14 protein-coding genes and 1 pseudogene are annotated in these 13,796 nt (G+C 68.7%); 10 read left to right on the top strand and 5 right to left on the bottom strand.

Features of this window, described 5'->3' with window-relative positions; all coding sequences use genetic code 11:
* Positions 1–6 precede the first annotated feature (6 nt).
* Positions 7–1,155 (bottom strand): class I SAM-dependent methyltransferase, encoded by a 1,149-nt coding sequence (locus tag BHU15_RS32345; RefSeq protein ID WP_069630386.1) that lies wholly within the window; start codon positions 1,153–1,155, stop codon positions 7–9.
* Between the two features lie 220 nt (positions 1,156–1,375).
* Between BHU15_RS32345 and BHU15_RS32340 the strand changes: the two genes are divergently transcribed.
* From BHU15_RS32340 to BHU15_RS32320, 5 genes are all read left to right on the top strand, one after another.
* A complete protein-coding gene (locus tag BHU15_RS32340) occupies positions 1,376–2,227 on the top strand; it encodes an aldo/keto reductase (RefSeq protein WP_069630385.1) in 852 nt (283 codons plus the stop codon).
* 46 nt (positions 2,228–2,273) lie between these two features.
* Positions 2,274–2,513, top strand: a complete 240-nt coding sequence (locus tag BHU15_RS32335) for a DUF2630 family protein (RefSeq protein ID WP_069630384.1) — start codon at positions 2,274–2,276, stop codon at positions 2,511–2,513.
* A gap of 87 nt (positions 2,514–2,600) precedes the next feature.
* The gene (locus BHU15_RS32330; RefSeq protein ID WP_069630383.1) at positions 2,601–3,848 is read left to right on the top strand and encodes a cysteine desulfurase-like protein; all 1,248 of its coding nucleotides are present in this window, start codon (positions 2,601–2,603) and stop codon (positions 3,846–3,848) included.
* A 284-nt stretch (positions 3,849–4,132) separates the two neighbouring features.
* Complete coding sequence (locus tag BHU15_RS32325) at positions 4,133–4,594, top strand: cupin domain-containing protein (protein ID WP_255293264.1); 462 nt, start codon at positions 4,133–4,135, stop codon at positions 4,592–4,594.
* 431 nt (positions 4,595–5,025) lie between these two features.
* Positions 5,026–6,171: a cytochrome P450 gene (locus BHU15_RS32320; RefSeq protein WP_069630381.1), complete on the top strand. Its 1,146-nt coding sequence runs from the start codon at positions 5,026–5,028 to the stop codon at positions 6,169–6,171.
* 31 nt (positions 6,172–6,202) lie between these two features.
* On the opposite strand, the gene BHU15_RS39840 is transcribed toward BHU15_RS32320, so the two are convergent.
* From BHU15_RS39840 to BHU15_RS32310, 3 genes are all read right to left on the bottom strand, one after another.
* Positions 6,203–6,460: a hypothetical protein gene (locus BHU15_RS39840; RefSeq protein WP_141726925.1), complete on the bottom strand. Its 258-nt coding sequence runs from the start codon at positions 6,458–6,460 to the stop codon at positions 6,203–6,205.
* A gap of 32 nt (positions 6,461–6,492) precedes the next feature.
* Entirely contained in the window at positions 6,493–7,299 is an 807-nt protein-coding gene (locus BHU15_RS32315) for a nucleotidyltransferase family protein (RefSeq protein WP_069630380.1), read from the bottom strand.
* Between the two features lie 84 nt (positions 7,300–7,383).
* Positions 7,384–8,301 carry an aminoglycoside phosphotransferase family protein gene (locus BHU15_RS32310; protein ID WP_069630379.1) on the bottom strand — a complete coding sequence of 306 codons (918 nt, stop codon included), beginning with the start codon at positions 8,299–8,301 and terminating at the stop codon, positions 7,384–7,386.
* Between the two features lie 207 nt (positions 8,302–8,508).
* Here BHU15_RS32310 and BHU15_RS41695 point away from each other — a divergent pair, with 207 nt between their 5' ends.
* Both BHU15_RS41695 and BHU15_RS32300 read left to right on the top strand, forming a co-directional pair.
* A complete protein-coding gene (locus tag BHU15_RS41695; protein WP_255293261.1) occupies positions 8,509–8,871 on the top strand; it encodes an HIT family protein in 363 nt (120 codons plus the stop codon).
* A 272-nt stretch (positions 8,872–9,143) separates the two neighbouring features.
* Complete coding sequence (locus BHU15_RS32300; RefSeq protein WP_069630378.1) at positions 9,144–9,662, top strand: hypothetical protein; 519 nt, start codon at positions 9,144–9,146, stop codon at positions 9,660–9,662.
* A gap of 105 nt (positions 9,663–9,767) precedes the next feature.
* Here BHU15_RS32300 and BHU15_RS32295 read toward each other — a convergent pair whose 3' ends face one another.
* Positions 9,768–10,790, bottom strand: coding sequence for a chitinase (locus tag BHU15_RS32295; RefSeq protein ID WP_069630412.1), 1,023 nt, complete (start codon positions 10,788–10,790; stop codon positions 9,768–9,770).
* Positions 10,791–11,088: 298 nt separating this feature from the next.
* On the opposite strand from BHU15_RS32295, the gene BHU15_RS32290 reads away from it, so the two are divergent.
* The 3 genes and pseudogenes from BHU15_RS32290 (at position 11,089) to BHU15_RS32275 (ending at position 13,407) form a co-directional block, all read left to right on the top strand.
* Positions 11,089–11,427 (top strand): hypothetical protein, encoded by a 339-nt coding sequence (locus BHU15_RS32290; RefSeq protein ID WP_069630377.1) that lies wholly within the window; start codon positions 11,089–11,091, stop codon positions 11,425–11,427.
* A gap of 102 nt (positions 11,428–11,529) precedes the next feature.
* Positions 11,530–12,389, top strand: a pseudogene (locus tag BHU15_RS38765) (IS5 family transposase).
* A gap of 580 nt (positions 12,390–12,969) precedes the next feature.
* Entirely contained in the window at positions 12,970–13,407 is a 438-nt protein-coding gene (locus BHU15_RS32275) for an ankyrin repeat domain-containing protein (RefSeq protein ID WP_069630374.1), read from the top strand.
* Positions 13,408–13,796: the final 389 nt, after the last annotated feature.

The following is a 13,796-nucleotide window of genomic DNA, read 5'->3' as shown; positions in this document are numbered from 1 at the left end:
GGGCGTTCAGCCGGCGGTGCGCCGGAGCAGGAGCCCGTCGCTGCCGCGTTTGATGAGATACGCGCGGCCCGCGCAGACGGTCTCGACGCGCGGCGGGACCAGACGCACGCTCTCCGCCTCCCGCCAGGTCGCGGACGCCGCGAGCCACGGCCGCAGAAGGGTGTCCATGGTGGCGGGTTCGAGGGCCACGAAGACATGGTCGGTGGGCAGCCCGTCCAGCAGGCCGAGGTCCTGGCCGTAGTAGAGCATCTCGATGAGCAGATGGGCTCCGGCGCGCGGACGGCCCTCCCCGGTGAGCGCCGCGAGATCGTCGGCGGAGACCCGTACGCTCTCCGTCCCGCGTACGGCCTCCGAAAGACGCGTCCGGAAAAGGGGGTTGGGCTCGGTGGCGTGAACGGTGCGGCCTGCGGCCACCAGACGATGTGTCAGGGCGCCTTCGCACGCGCCCACTTCCACCAGCGGGTCACCCGCCTCGCCGCGATGGCCCAGCACCCAGGCGGCGGTGGCGTCCAGCCGGTCCTTCTCGTAGGGAGAGCTGCCGAACTCCCAGGGATCCGGCACGGAGGCGGCCTCGTCGTCCAGGCTCGCCAGCAGCGCGAAGAGCCGTTCGCGTTCGTCGGCGTCGGTGTGGAAGAACCGCTCGGTGGCGGGTATGCGCGGTGTCTGGACCACGTACTCCGCCGACGGCTCCGTGAGCAGGTGCTCGCACGCCCGGTTGACGAAGTCGAGCTTGGTGGCGACCAGTTCACGCTCCAGGGGCCGGTCGATGTCGCTCACGACCTGGAGGAACGGCGAATAACCGACGGCGTGCCGCACCTCGCGGCCCGCACAGCCGATCGCCGTGTCCCGCCCCACCTTGCCCCTGCTGCGCCGGTTGTCCGCCGGCGAGTGCGTCCACACCCGCGCGTCACGGTCACCGCCCGCCTCGCGTACGAGCTCCGCCAGGGCACCGGGACCGGGCGATCCGGCCCCGTCGTCGGCCGGCCGCACATACCGCGCGATCCCGGCGAGCCGTTCGGCCGGGCTCCGCCCGGCGGGGAAGGCGAGTGTCCGGCCGTGATCGGCCAGGACGAGGGCGCACTCCCCGTCGGTGAGAACGGACAGGAAGTCGAGTACGGCGTCTTCGGCGCGGAGTACAACAACGATGTCGATCACAGGATCGGTCCTCTGTACGAGACGGACGGGCCGCAAGGGGCACACGCTAGGTCTAGACCACTGCGTGGTGCAAGGGACGCCGTCCCGGAACGTCATGTCTCGGCCGCACGGCGCGGGAACGTGTACGGCGGCAGAGCGATGTGATCAGCGCGGTTGACAGACGCCGCCCCGGTGAGAGCCTTGAAGAGGCGCGCGAAGAGCCAGGAGAGGAGGGGTGCCGATGGGACAGCCACCAGAGGTCCGCACCGTCCCGCTCCCCTCCGGCGAGCACGTTCCCGTGCTGGGACAGGGCACATGGGGCTGGGCACAGGACCCGGCGCGACGGGCCGGCGAGAAGGAGTCCCTGCTGCTGGGACTGGACCTCGGCCTGACCCTGATCGACACGGCCGAGATGTACGGCCAGGGCGCCGCGGAGGAACTGGTGGGAGAAACGCTCGCCGGCCGCCGGGACGAGGCCTTTCTGGTGACCAAGGTGCTGCCGTACAACGCGAGCCGCACGGACACCGCCAACGCCTGCGAACGCAGCCTCAAACGCCTGCGAACCGACCGGATCGACCTCTACCTGCTGCACTGGCGCGGGGCCGTCCCGCTGGCGGAGACGCTCGAAGCCTTCGAGGACCTGCGCGACGCGGGCAAGATCCGCCACTGGGGAGTCAGCAACTTCGACCCGGCGGACCTACGGGAGCTGGCGGCGCTACCGGGCGGCGACGCGGCGGCCACGAACCAGGTCCTCTACAACCTGACCCGGCGCGGAATCGAGTACGACCTGCTGCCCCGGTGCCAGGAGACCGGCGTCCCGGTCATGGCCTACTCACCGGTCGAACAAGGCCGGCTGCTGCCCGCCCGAGTGCTCCACGCCGTGGCCCGCCGCCACGAGGCCACACCCGCGCAGGTGGCCCTGGCCTGGGTCCTCCGGCAGAGCGGCGTGATCGCGATCCCCCGGACGGGCAGGGCGGAGCACGTACGCGAGAACCACGCCGCGCTCACACTCACCCTGACCGACGACGACCTCGCCGCCCTTGACGACGCTTTTCCGCCCGTCCGGGGCCCGGTACCGCTGGAGATGCTGTGAGCGGGCGAGTCCGGCCGGGTGGCGGCCCACAACAGCGGAGGTAGTGATGGCGGACGACATTCTGCGCACGATCGACACACTGGTCGCGGAGGAACACCGCCTCCGTGAGCGGGCCCCCGGAAAGGGCCTCGACCCGGAGGAACGCGCACGCCTCCAGGTGCTGGAACAGCGGCTGGACCAGTGCTGGGACCTGCTGCGCAGACGGCGTGCGGAGGCGGACTCCGGCGCGGATACGCAGCGGGTGGAAGCGCGCCCGGTGGCCGAGGTGGAGTCGTACGAGCAGTGAGCGCACGGGGAAGATGTCGGTCCCCTCTGCGATGATCGGCCGTAGCCGGGACACCTGTCCCGGACCGAGCGGCGGCCGGGGGCATTCATGACGTACGACACCGGAACCAGGACCGGCATCGACATCGACGCGCTGCGCGCCCGGATTCCCGCCCTGCGCGCGGGAGTGGCGCACTTCGACGGCCCGGGCGGCACGCAGACGCCCACGCCGGTCGTCGAGGCCATCACGCACGCGCTGAGCAACCCCCTTTCGGTCAGGGGCTCCGTCGCACCGGGAGAGATCAACGCCGAGACGATCGTGCGCGACTTCCGGCTCGCGATGGCCGACCTGCTCGGCGCGGAGACCGCGGGCATCGTCGTCGGGCGCAGCGCCACACAGCTCACCTACGACTTCTCCCGCGTACTGGCCCGCGGTTGGGCCCCCGGCGACGAGGTGATCGTCAGCCGGCTGGACCACGACGCCAACATCCGCCCCTGGGTCCAGGCGGCCGGACAAGCCGGTGCGGTGGTGCGCTGGGCGGACTTCGATCCGGCCACCGGCGAACTGCCGGTGACATCCATCGGCGCCCTGCTGACCGACCGCACACGCCTGGTCACGGTGACGGCCGCGTCGAACCTGATCGGCACCCGCCCGGACGTCACGGCCATCGCCGACCTGGTCCACCGGGCGGGAGCCCTGCTGTACGTCGACGGCGTCCACCTCGCCGCCCACGCGTTCGTGGACGTCACGGCACTGGGCGCGGACTTCTTCGTCTGCTCGCCGTACAAGTTCTTCGGCCCCCACCACGGCGTACTCGCCGCTTCCCCGGGCCTGTTGGAGACCCTGCGACCGGACAAACTGGCGCCGTCCACCGACGCCGTACCGGAACGCTTCGAGCTCGGCACCCTCCCGTACGAAGCCCTGGCGGGCACCCGCGCCGCCGTGGACTTCCTGGCGGACCTCGCCCCCGACACCCCCGACACCCCCGGCACGGCGCAGGACCGGCGTACCCGCCTCCGGAGCGCCTTCGCGGCGATCGAGGTGCACGAGACGGCCCTGCGCGAGCGCGCCGAGGAGGCGATGTCCCAACTCGACGGCGTGACACAGCACTCCCGCGCGGCCCTGCGAACCCCCACGCTGCTCCTCACGTTCGACAACCACGAGGCGACGGACGCCTACCACTTCCTGGCCCGCTCCCGGATCCACGCACCGGCGGGCTCGTTCTACGCCCTGGAGGCCTCCCGCCACCTCGGCCTGGGAACCGCCGGCGGCCTGCGCGTGGGCCTGTCCCCGTACAACAACGCGGACGACATCGAACGCCTGACGGCGGCCCTGTCGGCGTTCCTGCGTTCCTGAGCCACCGCGCGTCGCGCCGATCGTGATGTCCGCGTGGCCGCCGCGGTTGGCCCTCCCACGCGCAACAGCGCGTGGGCAAGTCGACGCGGCGGAAATTGACGGGACGCCGAAACGGGGCCCTGACACGAACTGACAAGATCAGTCATGCACTGCCCATGGTCTGTCGATTTATGGTGCGATACGGGGCGGACAATGATCACTCACGACCACCTTTGACGCTTGCGTCAACCCATCGGCGATGACTCAGGGCCCGCCGACAGTACGGAACGGAGACCGCCGTGACCATGGCCTATCTCGCACAGCCCGATCAGCAGCAGAAGCTCGAATGGCTGGACGGCGGCCAGTTCGCCGTCCTCCTGGACAGCGCGGCCACGGACGGCCAGCTGACAGTCGGACGGTTCACCGTGAACAAGGGCGAGGCACCCCCGTACCACATGCACACCCGCGAGGACGAGGTCTTCATGCTGCTCAAGGGCACCGCGCTGCTGTGGTGCGACGACGAGGAGATGGAGCTGTCGGAGGGCGGGATCGTCTACCTGCCCCGTAACGTGCCGCACGGATACCGGATCACGTCCGACACAGCAGACATGCTGATGATGTGCACCCCGGCGGGTATCGAAGGCATGTTCCGCCACGCCGGACGCGACCTGGCGTCCCCCCGCCCCGAAGGCTTCGAGATCTCACCGGAGCGCCTGGCGGAGGCGACGGACAAGTACGGCCAGATCATCCTCGGCCCACCTCGCTGACGGCGTCGCTCCACGGGCTGGTCGGAAGGCACTTGGGGAGCGTCTTTGGCCGGTTCCGGCAGCTGGTCCGGCCCTGCGGCGGGAGTAGCGTGCTTACTCACCTCGCGGCCGACCGGCGAGTGTGGTGCCAAGGCGCCGAGTCGCCGTATCGGGCAGTACGACCGGCGATGTCATGGGTGACCAGCAGCCTCCGAGCCCTCAGCGGTGAGATGCGTGCACGGTGGCACGGGTACTTCGTCGGCTACGGGCAGCAGGACTGACGCCCGGCGGCCGGAACAGGCACACCCCGAACGACAAGGAGGACATCCGCGATGTCATGGATCATCAGGAGCCTTCGGGCGCTCAGCGGTGAGGGGCGTACGCGCCGCAACGAGTACGGCGACAGGTACGGCCACAACGACTGACATCCGGCGGACCTCGGGCGGACGACCGTGTTCCTGGACAGAAAGAGCCTGTGGCCGCATCTGCGGCGGTGGGAGGAGCAGGCCGCGGACCGCGACGGTCCGTTCAGGCTCCGCTTCGGCACCCTCTTCGTGGCCGACGCCGCCGCGGCCCGGGACGTGCTCGTCGATCCGGCCGGCAACTACCTCTCCCAGTCCGGGTTCTTCCGCCTCGGACGGAAGTCCCTGCCCGACGAGGTCCGGAGCGAAGCCTCCCGCGCCCTGCTCAGGGTTCTGGCCCGGCACGACCTCCCGCAGTCGTTCGACCTCGACCTGGCGCTCGGCGAGGTGACTGACCGCCACGGCCGTCTGCGGCACCAGCACTGGGGCGTCGAGCTGGTCCGGCGCTACTTCGCCCCCGTCATCGCTCACCGGCGTCATACCGAGATCAACGTCCTCCTTGACACCTATGTGACGTCGAGCGTCGTCGCCGACGACATCGTCGGCCATGTCCTGAGGCGGTCGCATCGCACGGTGCCCGCCATCCGGGCCGGGCTCGCCGAACAACTCGACCGACTCCCCGCGCCGGAGGACGGCGCACAGGACCTGGTCGACCTGGTGCTCGGCCTGCCCGGAGACCTGACCCCGGCCGACCGCGCACAGCTACTGCAACGCCTCGTGCTGTCCACCGTCGGCTTCACCGGCGTGACGCTCGAATGGGTGGTGATGCTCGGCATCCAGCACGGCTACGACACCCCGACGGTGAGCCACACGCAGATCCAGCGGCTGGTCAGAGAGGCGCTACGCCTGTATCCGACCGCGTGGCGCCTGATCCGGGTGGCAGCCACCGCCCACGACATCGCGGGCGCCCGGGTCCAGGAGGGTGAACACGTCCTGATCGGGACGCACGCGATCCACCGGTCGGCGGCCGTATGGGACAGACCGCTGGACTTCCGTCCCTCACGCTGGGAGCGGCCGACCGACGCCCAGCGGCGCTCCTACCTCCCCTTCGGCAAAGGCGACGGCATGTGCCCGGCGAACGGCTTCGCCGTCAAGGCTCTCGAACACCTCGCCCACCTCATCCTTCACGGCCACCAGGGCCACGTACGCCCGCGCACCCGCAAACCCCATGTCCGCACACTCCTGGCCCCACCTACCGGCTGGACCCGCCTCACTCCCGCCCCACCACCCGAGTGAATGCCTTCGAGGGGATCTGACTGTCGCGGGTTCACGCTACTGCTTCGAGCACCGCCCCGCTTCGATCGAATTCGGCCCCCGAATCAGGGGCCAAGACCACTCTGAGCCACAGGTAGTTGACGTCTCCGGATTGTGCCGCTTCGACACTGACGGCCGAGCTGTCATCGAAGTGGAGCGAGCAGAAGGCGGCGCCATCGGGCGTGGAGGTGACCCTGACCGGTAGGCGAGCCAGGCACGTTGCGGGGTTGGCCCACCATTCCAGATGGGCTGTGCCTTCGCGGACGTTCATTCCGGGATGGTAAGGGCGACGGGGTGAGGCTTCTACACCCGGAGTCGCTTCTCGCCGTGCACGACCGTGTATTCGGCGGCGAGCCAGGGCCCCAGGTCGCCGATGAGCGCGCCGAGCACGGCCGGGTCGGCCGAGGGCACACGGCCGACCGCCGCGGCGGTACGCATCCGGTCACCGTGCTCGGGGTAGTAGCGCGCGAAGAGCTCGGCGGATTCGTCGAGGTCGCTGGTCCAGCCACCCCAGCGGGGCATGATCAAAGTGAATCCTGTACGCACGATACGGCGGGCGACCACGCGGCTGAGGGCGCGGCGATCGGCGTCCGTGACGGCCTCGGCGGCCCGACTACGCCAGCGTTTCAGCACGAGATGGAGGTCGCCGTTCGTTTCGCGGGCGAGGAGGGTGGTGGGCCGGTAGCGGGGGAGCTGCTCAGCGAGGTCGGGGCCGAGCAGCGGGGTGCACAGGCAGGCGATGAAGAACCCGGCGTCGTGGCGTTCGATGTCGCTCAGCAGAGCGCGTGTGCTGGTCAGCAGGATGCCGACGCCGTCGATCTGGGGGTACGCGTGGTCGAGTGCCTCCTCGATCGCCACCGCGTCGGCCCGGTCGGTGTCGGTGGGCTCATGGCGAAGGGCGAGCTGGAGGTCGAGGTCGGACACGCCGGGGACGGCGGTGCCGCGGGGGATGCTGCCGTAGAGGTAGGCGCTGTGCAGCCGCACGCCGCCGTACGTCTCGGCGATTCGGTTGCGGGCGGCGTCGACGACGGGGACGAACGCCGCCGGCACCCGGTCCGGCGCGCCCTCGCGAGCGATCGTTCCGTCGGGGGCCAGTCCCTGTCCACTCATGAGTTCACTGTGCCGGTTCCGCGGTGTACTGCCGAGCCGATTTCCGGGATGACGGATGCCTCACGCGGCTTCGGGGCTTGCCTCTCACCGGTGGACCGTCGCGGTGAGGCGCCGCAGTGCGGCCTGGGCGGGCGGACCCCACGTGGACTTGCCTCCGGGGCGTCCGTGGTCACCGGCGTGTCCGATGTGGAGGCCGCTGAGGGCCCGCAGTACGGCCCAGCCGCGGGCGCGGCGCAAGGTCGCGGCGTCCGGGGTCGGCCGGTAGGCGCGGTGAAATCGGTCGGCGGCGCCGTCGGGCAGCAGGAACCAGGCGGCGGCGAGGTCGCAGGCCGGGTCACCGGCGAAGAGGTCACCGAAGTCGATCACGCCGCACAGGGTGCCGTCAGCGGTGAGAACGTTGGCCGGATGCAGGTCGCCGTGCAGCCACAATTCGCGGCCCGTCCAGCCGGGCGCGGCGACGGCGTCTTCCCACACCGCGCGGACGGCGTCCGGTTCACGGATCAGCCCCAGCTCGGTTGCCGAGGCGAGCCCTTGGGCGAGGCCTTCGGCACTGCCGGCCAGCGGGCCCCCGCGATCACGGCCGGCGGGCGCACCGGCGGGGGCGGGCTGGTGAAGGGCCGTCAGAAAAGCGGCCAAGGTGTCGGCCGCCTCTGCGGCGCGCGTGACGGGGGCACGGTCGGCGGGCTCGCCCGGCACCCACGTGGTGACGATCCAAGGCCGTGGAAACCGCTCGGAGGGCTCACCGAGACGCTGCGGTACGGGAATCGGCAGAGGGAGGCGCGGGGCGAGGGCGGGCACCCAGGCATGTTCTTTCCGCAGCAGCGCGTCCGCAGACTGCGTCGCCCAGGGCAGCCGGACGGCGAGATCGTCGCCGAGCCGCCACACCTGATTGTCCCAACCCCGCGCTCCGAGCCTCGCGGGCCGGTCAGCCAGGTCGGGATGCTGCTCGCGCAGCAGATCCCGGATCAAGTCCTCGGTGATGTCGGTCGTGGTGACTGCCATGCGCAGCAACAGTAGTTGAGCGCCGCATTGCCCGGGTTTCGAGCCGCTTCGCGCCAGTTCCAGGCAAAAGGAACGTACGTCGAACCTGATCGTCCGGTGCGTCATCCCGCACTGGCCGACTGCGCGTCGGCGGGAAGCGCCCTCCCCCGAAACAGCTATGTCTGATGTGCTGAGGCAGGCGATGTCCGCGAGTCTGAGGAGGCCGGGTTGCCGAACGATGGTTGCGTCTTCTGCGGGATCGCGCGAGGCCATGTGGTTGCGAGCGTTGTTCATGAGGACGACCGGGTTGTCGCCTTCATGGACCTGAGCCCCGTTACCCCGGGGCACGTGCTCGTTGTTCCGAAGTCTCATGCGGAAGGACTGGTGGACCTGCCGGACGATCTGGGGGTACGAGTCTGGGAAGTGGGGCACCGTGTCGGACGGGCGCTGAGGCTGTCCGGCCTTCGGTGTGAAGGCGTCGCACTCTTCCTGGCTGACGGCGAGGCGGCCTTCCAGGAGATCTTCCACGTCCACCTGCATGTCTTCCCCCGTTTCAAGGGAGATTCGTTTCGCATCGACGCGAACTGGTGAGTGCACGAACGCCGTGTGCTCGACGAGGCGGCGCTAGCAGTTCGTGGAGGTCTCGCGGCCCTCGATGCCCGGGCCGGGGTCTCTGACTCCCCGGCATCGACGGAGCAAGCCTGTCGAGCAACTGGCAGCATCCCAGCGGGCCATGAACCCCCGACCGCCTTTCACGGGTTCTGCGGGCCGGGACTGCCGGGTGGCGCCGCGACCGCGGCTCGCTCTGGATATCTTGCGCTGGCCTGTCGGGCTGAGGGCCGGGAGACTCAGGTGGTGTGAACATGGGGATCTCTGGTTTCAATCCGTCCTTCCTGGTCGGGATCGAGTCGGTTCGGCAGGCACACGAATCACCTCTGGTGAAGCTCGCAGGCCAGCGGCTGACGGAGTTCGCTCTGGTGCGCTTCGTCGAGGACGGGGACTGGTTCGCCGATTGCCCGGTGATGCTGGACTTCGACGGCGTTCAGGTGGAGGTGTGTCACTCGAAGTTCGACGAACTCGCGATCGGCTGGGACACGATCGACACCGAAGCGAGTATCACCGGGTGGGAGTGGTCCGAGTTCACACCCCGGTGGTCCCACCGCGATGAATATCTGGAGCCGTTCGTCGGCCAGGAACTGCGCGAGGTCGCACTACTTGAGTGGCGGCCGGCAGAGCCCAATCGCGACCTGGCCGCCGGCTCGGTGACGGTGGAGTTCGTCTTCGCCGGGGGCTGCTTGCGGATCGCCAACGGCCTCGACGAAAACCGCATCGAGACCGGTGATGCCTTACCGGAGTACGTCCGACACCGACTGGACCGCTGAGCACGACGGCCCAGGCCGGCCCCGCGCCATGGATGCCGTTCTCCCTGAGCCACTCTGGAGACGGGCTCCAGCCAACTTGGTACCCGTGGCGTGGTGAGGTGTGAGTCAGCGGCCTTGGAGGGCCTTGACGTTGTTGCCGAAGGTCCAGTTCTTCGAGCCGTCCCAGTTGGCGGACCAGGTCATCAGCCCCTTGAGGCTGCTGCCGTACGTGTTCCAGGCCTGTGCCACCAAACTCGGGCTCATGTAGCCACCGCCCGCGCCCGGTTGGGCCGGCAGCCCGGGGACCTGCTTGTCGTACGGAACCTTGATGGTGGTGCCCTGGATCACCAGCCCCCGGTTCAGGCAGTCGGTCTGGGCGGTGAAGCCCTGGACGGTGCCCGCTGAGTAGGAGTCGCCCGAGCAGCCGTACATGCTGCCGTTGTAGTACTGCATGTTCAGCCACCACAGGCGTCCGTTGTCGGCGTACTTCTTCACGATGGGCAGGTACGCGCCCCAGATCGAGCCGTACGCGACGCTGCCGCCCGTGACGTACGCCGTCTCCGGCGCCATGGTGAGACCGAAGTTCGAGGGCATCTGGGCGAGTACGCCGTCGATGATGCGGATCAGGTTGGCCTGCGACGCGGACAGCGTGTTGATGTTGCCACTGCCGACCAGGCCGGTCTCGATGTCGATGTCGATTCCGTCGAAGTTGTACTTCTTCAGGATCGGCACCACCGTCGCGACGAAGCGGTCGGCGACGGCGCTGGAGCTGAGGTCGATACCGGCGGCCGCGCCGCCGATCGACATCAGGATCGTCTGCCCCGAGGTCTTGGCCTGGCACATCTCGGCCGGAGTCGCGACCTTCACCGTCGTGTCCATGCCGTCTTCCCACAGGACGGTGCCGTCCGAGCGGATGACGGGGAACGCCGCGTTGATCACGTTGTAGCCGTGGCTCTGGATACGGCTGTCGGTGATGGGGATCCAACCGAGGGGCGGGTGAACGCCGTTGGCGGCGCCGTCCCAGTTCTCCCAGTAGCCCTGGAGCACCTTGCCGGCGGGCTTCGACTTGACGGCGCAGGTGTCGGCCGACGGGGCGGCGATCGCCGAGGGAGCGGCGAGCGCGACGGCGGTCACGAGAGCGGCCGCCACGGCGACGAGCCGAGTCCGTCTGGAAGTGCCCTTGAGCGGTGAGAGGCGCTTGAAGATCACGGGATCCTCCGAAGGTAGTGGGGGTGTCGAGCTGCACGCAGGTACTCTCCGGCTTCACCCACAAACCGCGGACGGGCGAACGGACATGCCGGGCCCCACGTCGGCAACTCCCTTTCCATGCAGCGGGTTTGCTGAGGCACCCGTTAGGCGGGCCGAGCGAATTCTGGCAACGTAGCCGGTGACAGCAGCGTGCGGGCGGACGGGGCCATCCCAGCGGCGCACCGGCAATCCGGAGAGAATGACCGTGACCTACTCCATGCACGACAACATGGGCGAAGCATTCGACGAGCCCGACGAGACCCGGATCCGCGAAATCCTCGCCGAACTCAGCAACGCGGACGAGGAACACCCGGACGTCTCACTGAAGCACGAGTCCGGATGGGCGCTGAGCGTCTTTCCGGACAAGTTCGTACGGTGGGAGAACGCCGAACCCGGCCGGCCGGAACCGCTGGACGCAATGCTCTCCTCCTGGGAGGACATCGTCGGGCTGCTCCTCATGACGTCCCGAGGCGAAATCGAGGAAGTCACCTCCGCCCTGTCAGGGCAGTCAGATGGACCTTCCCCGACTCCGATTTGATGATGGCGCCTACCGAGGCCGCGCCGAGACGGCCGTGCGGCACCACTCACCTGTACCTCGACTAGGGCGTGTCTCTTTGATGCGCTGGCCAGTTGATCGGATATGTCTGTCCGGTTGGTGATCACTGATGCGATGTGGGGCCGGATCGAGCCGCTGATGCCGGCCGATCCGGCCCGTGGGTGACGGTGGGCTGACCACCGGTGGACCCTTGAGGCTATTGCGTGGAAGTAGCGCACCTGCTCGCCCTGGCGGGATCTGCCCAGCAAACTCGGGTCTTTTCGGACCGCTCACAAGCGCTTGATCAGGTGGGCCGTGGTAGGCACATGGGAACGCACCTTCGCGGCACTACTTGCTGCGACGGATGATGGTGACGGTGTGGACTGGACAGTCTCCGTGGATTCCACTGCCTGCCGGGGTCACCAGCATTCGGCCGGAGCCAGGAAAAGGGGGCGCCAGGCCGGTCAGCGCCTGAGGATCACGCGTTCGGACGCTCTCGTGGCGGGCTGAGCACGAAAGTCCGTTTGGCCAGTGACAGCCGGGCTCGTCCTCTGGGTATCCACGTCACCGCCGGTCAGGCTGGTGACGCGCCGGCTTTCGAGGCGGTCATGGCCAGGATTCGGATCCCGCGCAGCGGACCTGGGAGGCCAAGGACCCGCCCGGCAATCGTCCTAGCGGATCGCGCCTATTCGTCCCGCGCGATCCGTAGACACCTTCGTCGCCGAGGCAGCCGGGCTGTCATCCCGCAGCCCGCCGACCAGATCGGTCACCGCCTGCGGCGAGGCCGTGCCGGAGGCCGCCCGCCCAGCTTCAACGCCGAGAAATACAAGGAGCGCAATGCCGTCGAGCGGTGCATCGCCCGACTCAAGCAGTGTCGCGGCCTGGCCCTGCGGACTGACAAACTCGCCATTGCCTACCGGGCCGCACTCCACGTCGCGTCCATCCTTATCTGGGCGCGTCAATGACATGACCGCAGAACCTACAGGCCCAAGCTCGAGACGAAGCCCGAGAAAGTAGGTGATACGACCCGCCACTGGCACAGAAGGTGGTCCGTCCAGAAGTCACTGCCGACTACGCGGGGATCAGAGGGGTCAGTCCGGTAGTCGAGAGCCAAGGCGCCATCATCGCCGGGGTTGCGAGTGGTGGCGATCAGCACTGCCTGTTCAACGTCAAGCCAAGGAAGTTCGAGCGGGGCGGCGCCCCTGATTCCGCGTGCCTGGCGAAAGAAGGCGGAGTGCGGATCATCGGCGAACATGTCCATTGATTGGGACGCGTACGCCATCTGCTCGGGGTTCGATACAAAGGCAAGTGGGTCCCTGAACCACGGGATGACCTTCGCTAGCACCGCATCGCCCGGGTGACGCCAGAGGCCGCGATCGATGAGCGATGTCAGCGGGGCGGGCAAAGCAAGTCCACGGACTATCGAAGGCGCCACGGCGAACAGCTTCGCATGGCGGACAACACCAAAGAGACACGCTCTAGCCGAGCAGTCAGGAGCCTTGAGGTTCCGATCTCGCCGGGAAGTCCGCTGCCACGGAGCTCAGCGTGCGCCCGGTCGACGAATCCGCCCTGGCCACCAAGAGGTCCATCGGGCAGTACGCCGAGACGCTGCCACTACGCTTCACTGCCGAGCGAGGTATGCGGGCCACCGCCCGCATTCTGCTGGAGGCCGGGGCGGAGCCTGATGGCCGGCTGTGCGAGGGACGGGCTACTGCCTTGATGATGGCGGCCGCCGAGGGCCATGAGGGCATCGCTCAAATGTTGCTGGATTACGGCGCAGGCCTTGAGTCGGTGGGACGGGACCAGACACCGCTGGAGTGGGCGGCGTTCGGGGGCCGACCGACAACCGTCCGGTTGTTGCTGGACCACGGCGCCGCCCGCACGGCCGACGCTCACCGCAGCGCTGACCGCTGGAAACATACCCCTGAGCGCCAAGCAGAACACACAGCGACAATCTCCATGTTCCTGGCCGCAGGCAAGTGATCCTCCTCAATGCTTTGTGCGGCTGGGCTCAGAGGGCGTCCTACATTTTCACCAGTGCTACATGCTGCATCAAACTGATGCAGCCACCACACCGAAACCCACCCCAAACGAACACCCCTGCCACTCGTAGCCAGCCTGGCCCGCGAAGCGGGCCCAAGCGGTCCTGGAGGCGCAGCCGGAAGGGCTGTTAGGCGGGGGAGCGCAGCGGATCCGCCCGGGAGTGCGAAGCGCTCCCTGCACTTCCCAACTCTCATACCTAACAACGTATTAGCCGTATCGTCAGGACTCGATCAGCCTGGCCGCGCAGCGGGTCAAGCGGTCCTGGAGGTGCAGTTGGAAGGGCTGTTAGGCGGGGGAGCGCAGCGGACCCGCCCGGGAGTGCGAAGCGC

Origin of the sequence: Streptomyces niveus (assembly GCF_001723055.1) — a bacterium.
Taxonomy (GTDB): Bacteria; Actinomycetota; Actinomycetes; order Streptomycetales; family Streptomycetaceae; genus Streptomyces; species Streptomyces niveus.
Note: the sequence above shows the minus strand (reverse complement) of the source record. Positions and strands in the feature narration are given on the sequence as shown.

Coding starts and splice junctions, on each gene's coding strand:
- BHU15_RS32340 (WP_069630385.1), top strand. CDS start 1,376: ATGGGACAGCCACCAGAGGTCCGCACCGTCCCGCTCCCCTCCGGCGAG.
- BHU15_RS32335 (WP_069630384.1), top strand. CDS start 2,274: ATGGCGGACGACATTCTGCGCACGATCGACACACTGGTCGCGGAGGAA.
- BHU15_RS32330 (WP_069630383.1), top strand. CDS start 2,601: ATGACGTACGACACCGGAACCAGGACCGGCATCGACATCGACGCGCTG.
- BHU15_RS32325 (WP_255293264.1), top strand. CDS start 4,133: ATGGCCTATCTCGCACAGCCCGATCAGCAGCAGAAGCTCGAATGGCTG.
- BHU15_RS39840 (WP_141726925.1), bottom strand. CDS start 6,460: ATGAACGTCCGCGAAGGCACAGCCCATCTGGAATGGTGGGCCAACCCC.
- BHU15_RS32315 (WP_069630380.1), bottom strand. CDS start 7,299: ATGAGTGGACAGGGACTGGCCCCCGACGGAACGATCGCTCGCGAGGGC.
- BHU15_RS32310 (WP_069630379.1), bottom strand. CDS start 8,301: ATGGCAGTCACCACGACCGACATCACCGAGGACTTGATCCGGGATCTG.
- BHU15_RS32300 (WP_069630378.1), top strand. CDS start 9,144: ATGGGGATCTCTGGTTTCAATCCGTCCTTCCTGGTCGGGATCGAGTCG.
- BHU15_RS32290 (WP_069630377.1), top strand. CDS start 11,089: ATGACCGTGACCTACTCCATGCACGACAACATGGGCGAAGCATTCGAC.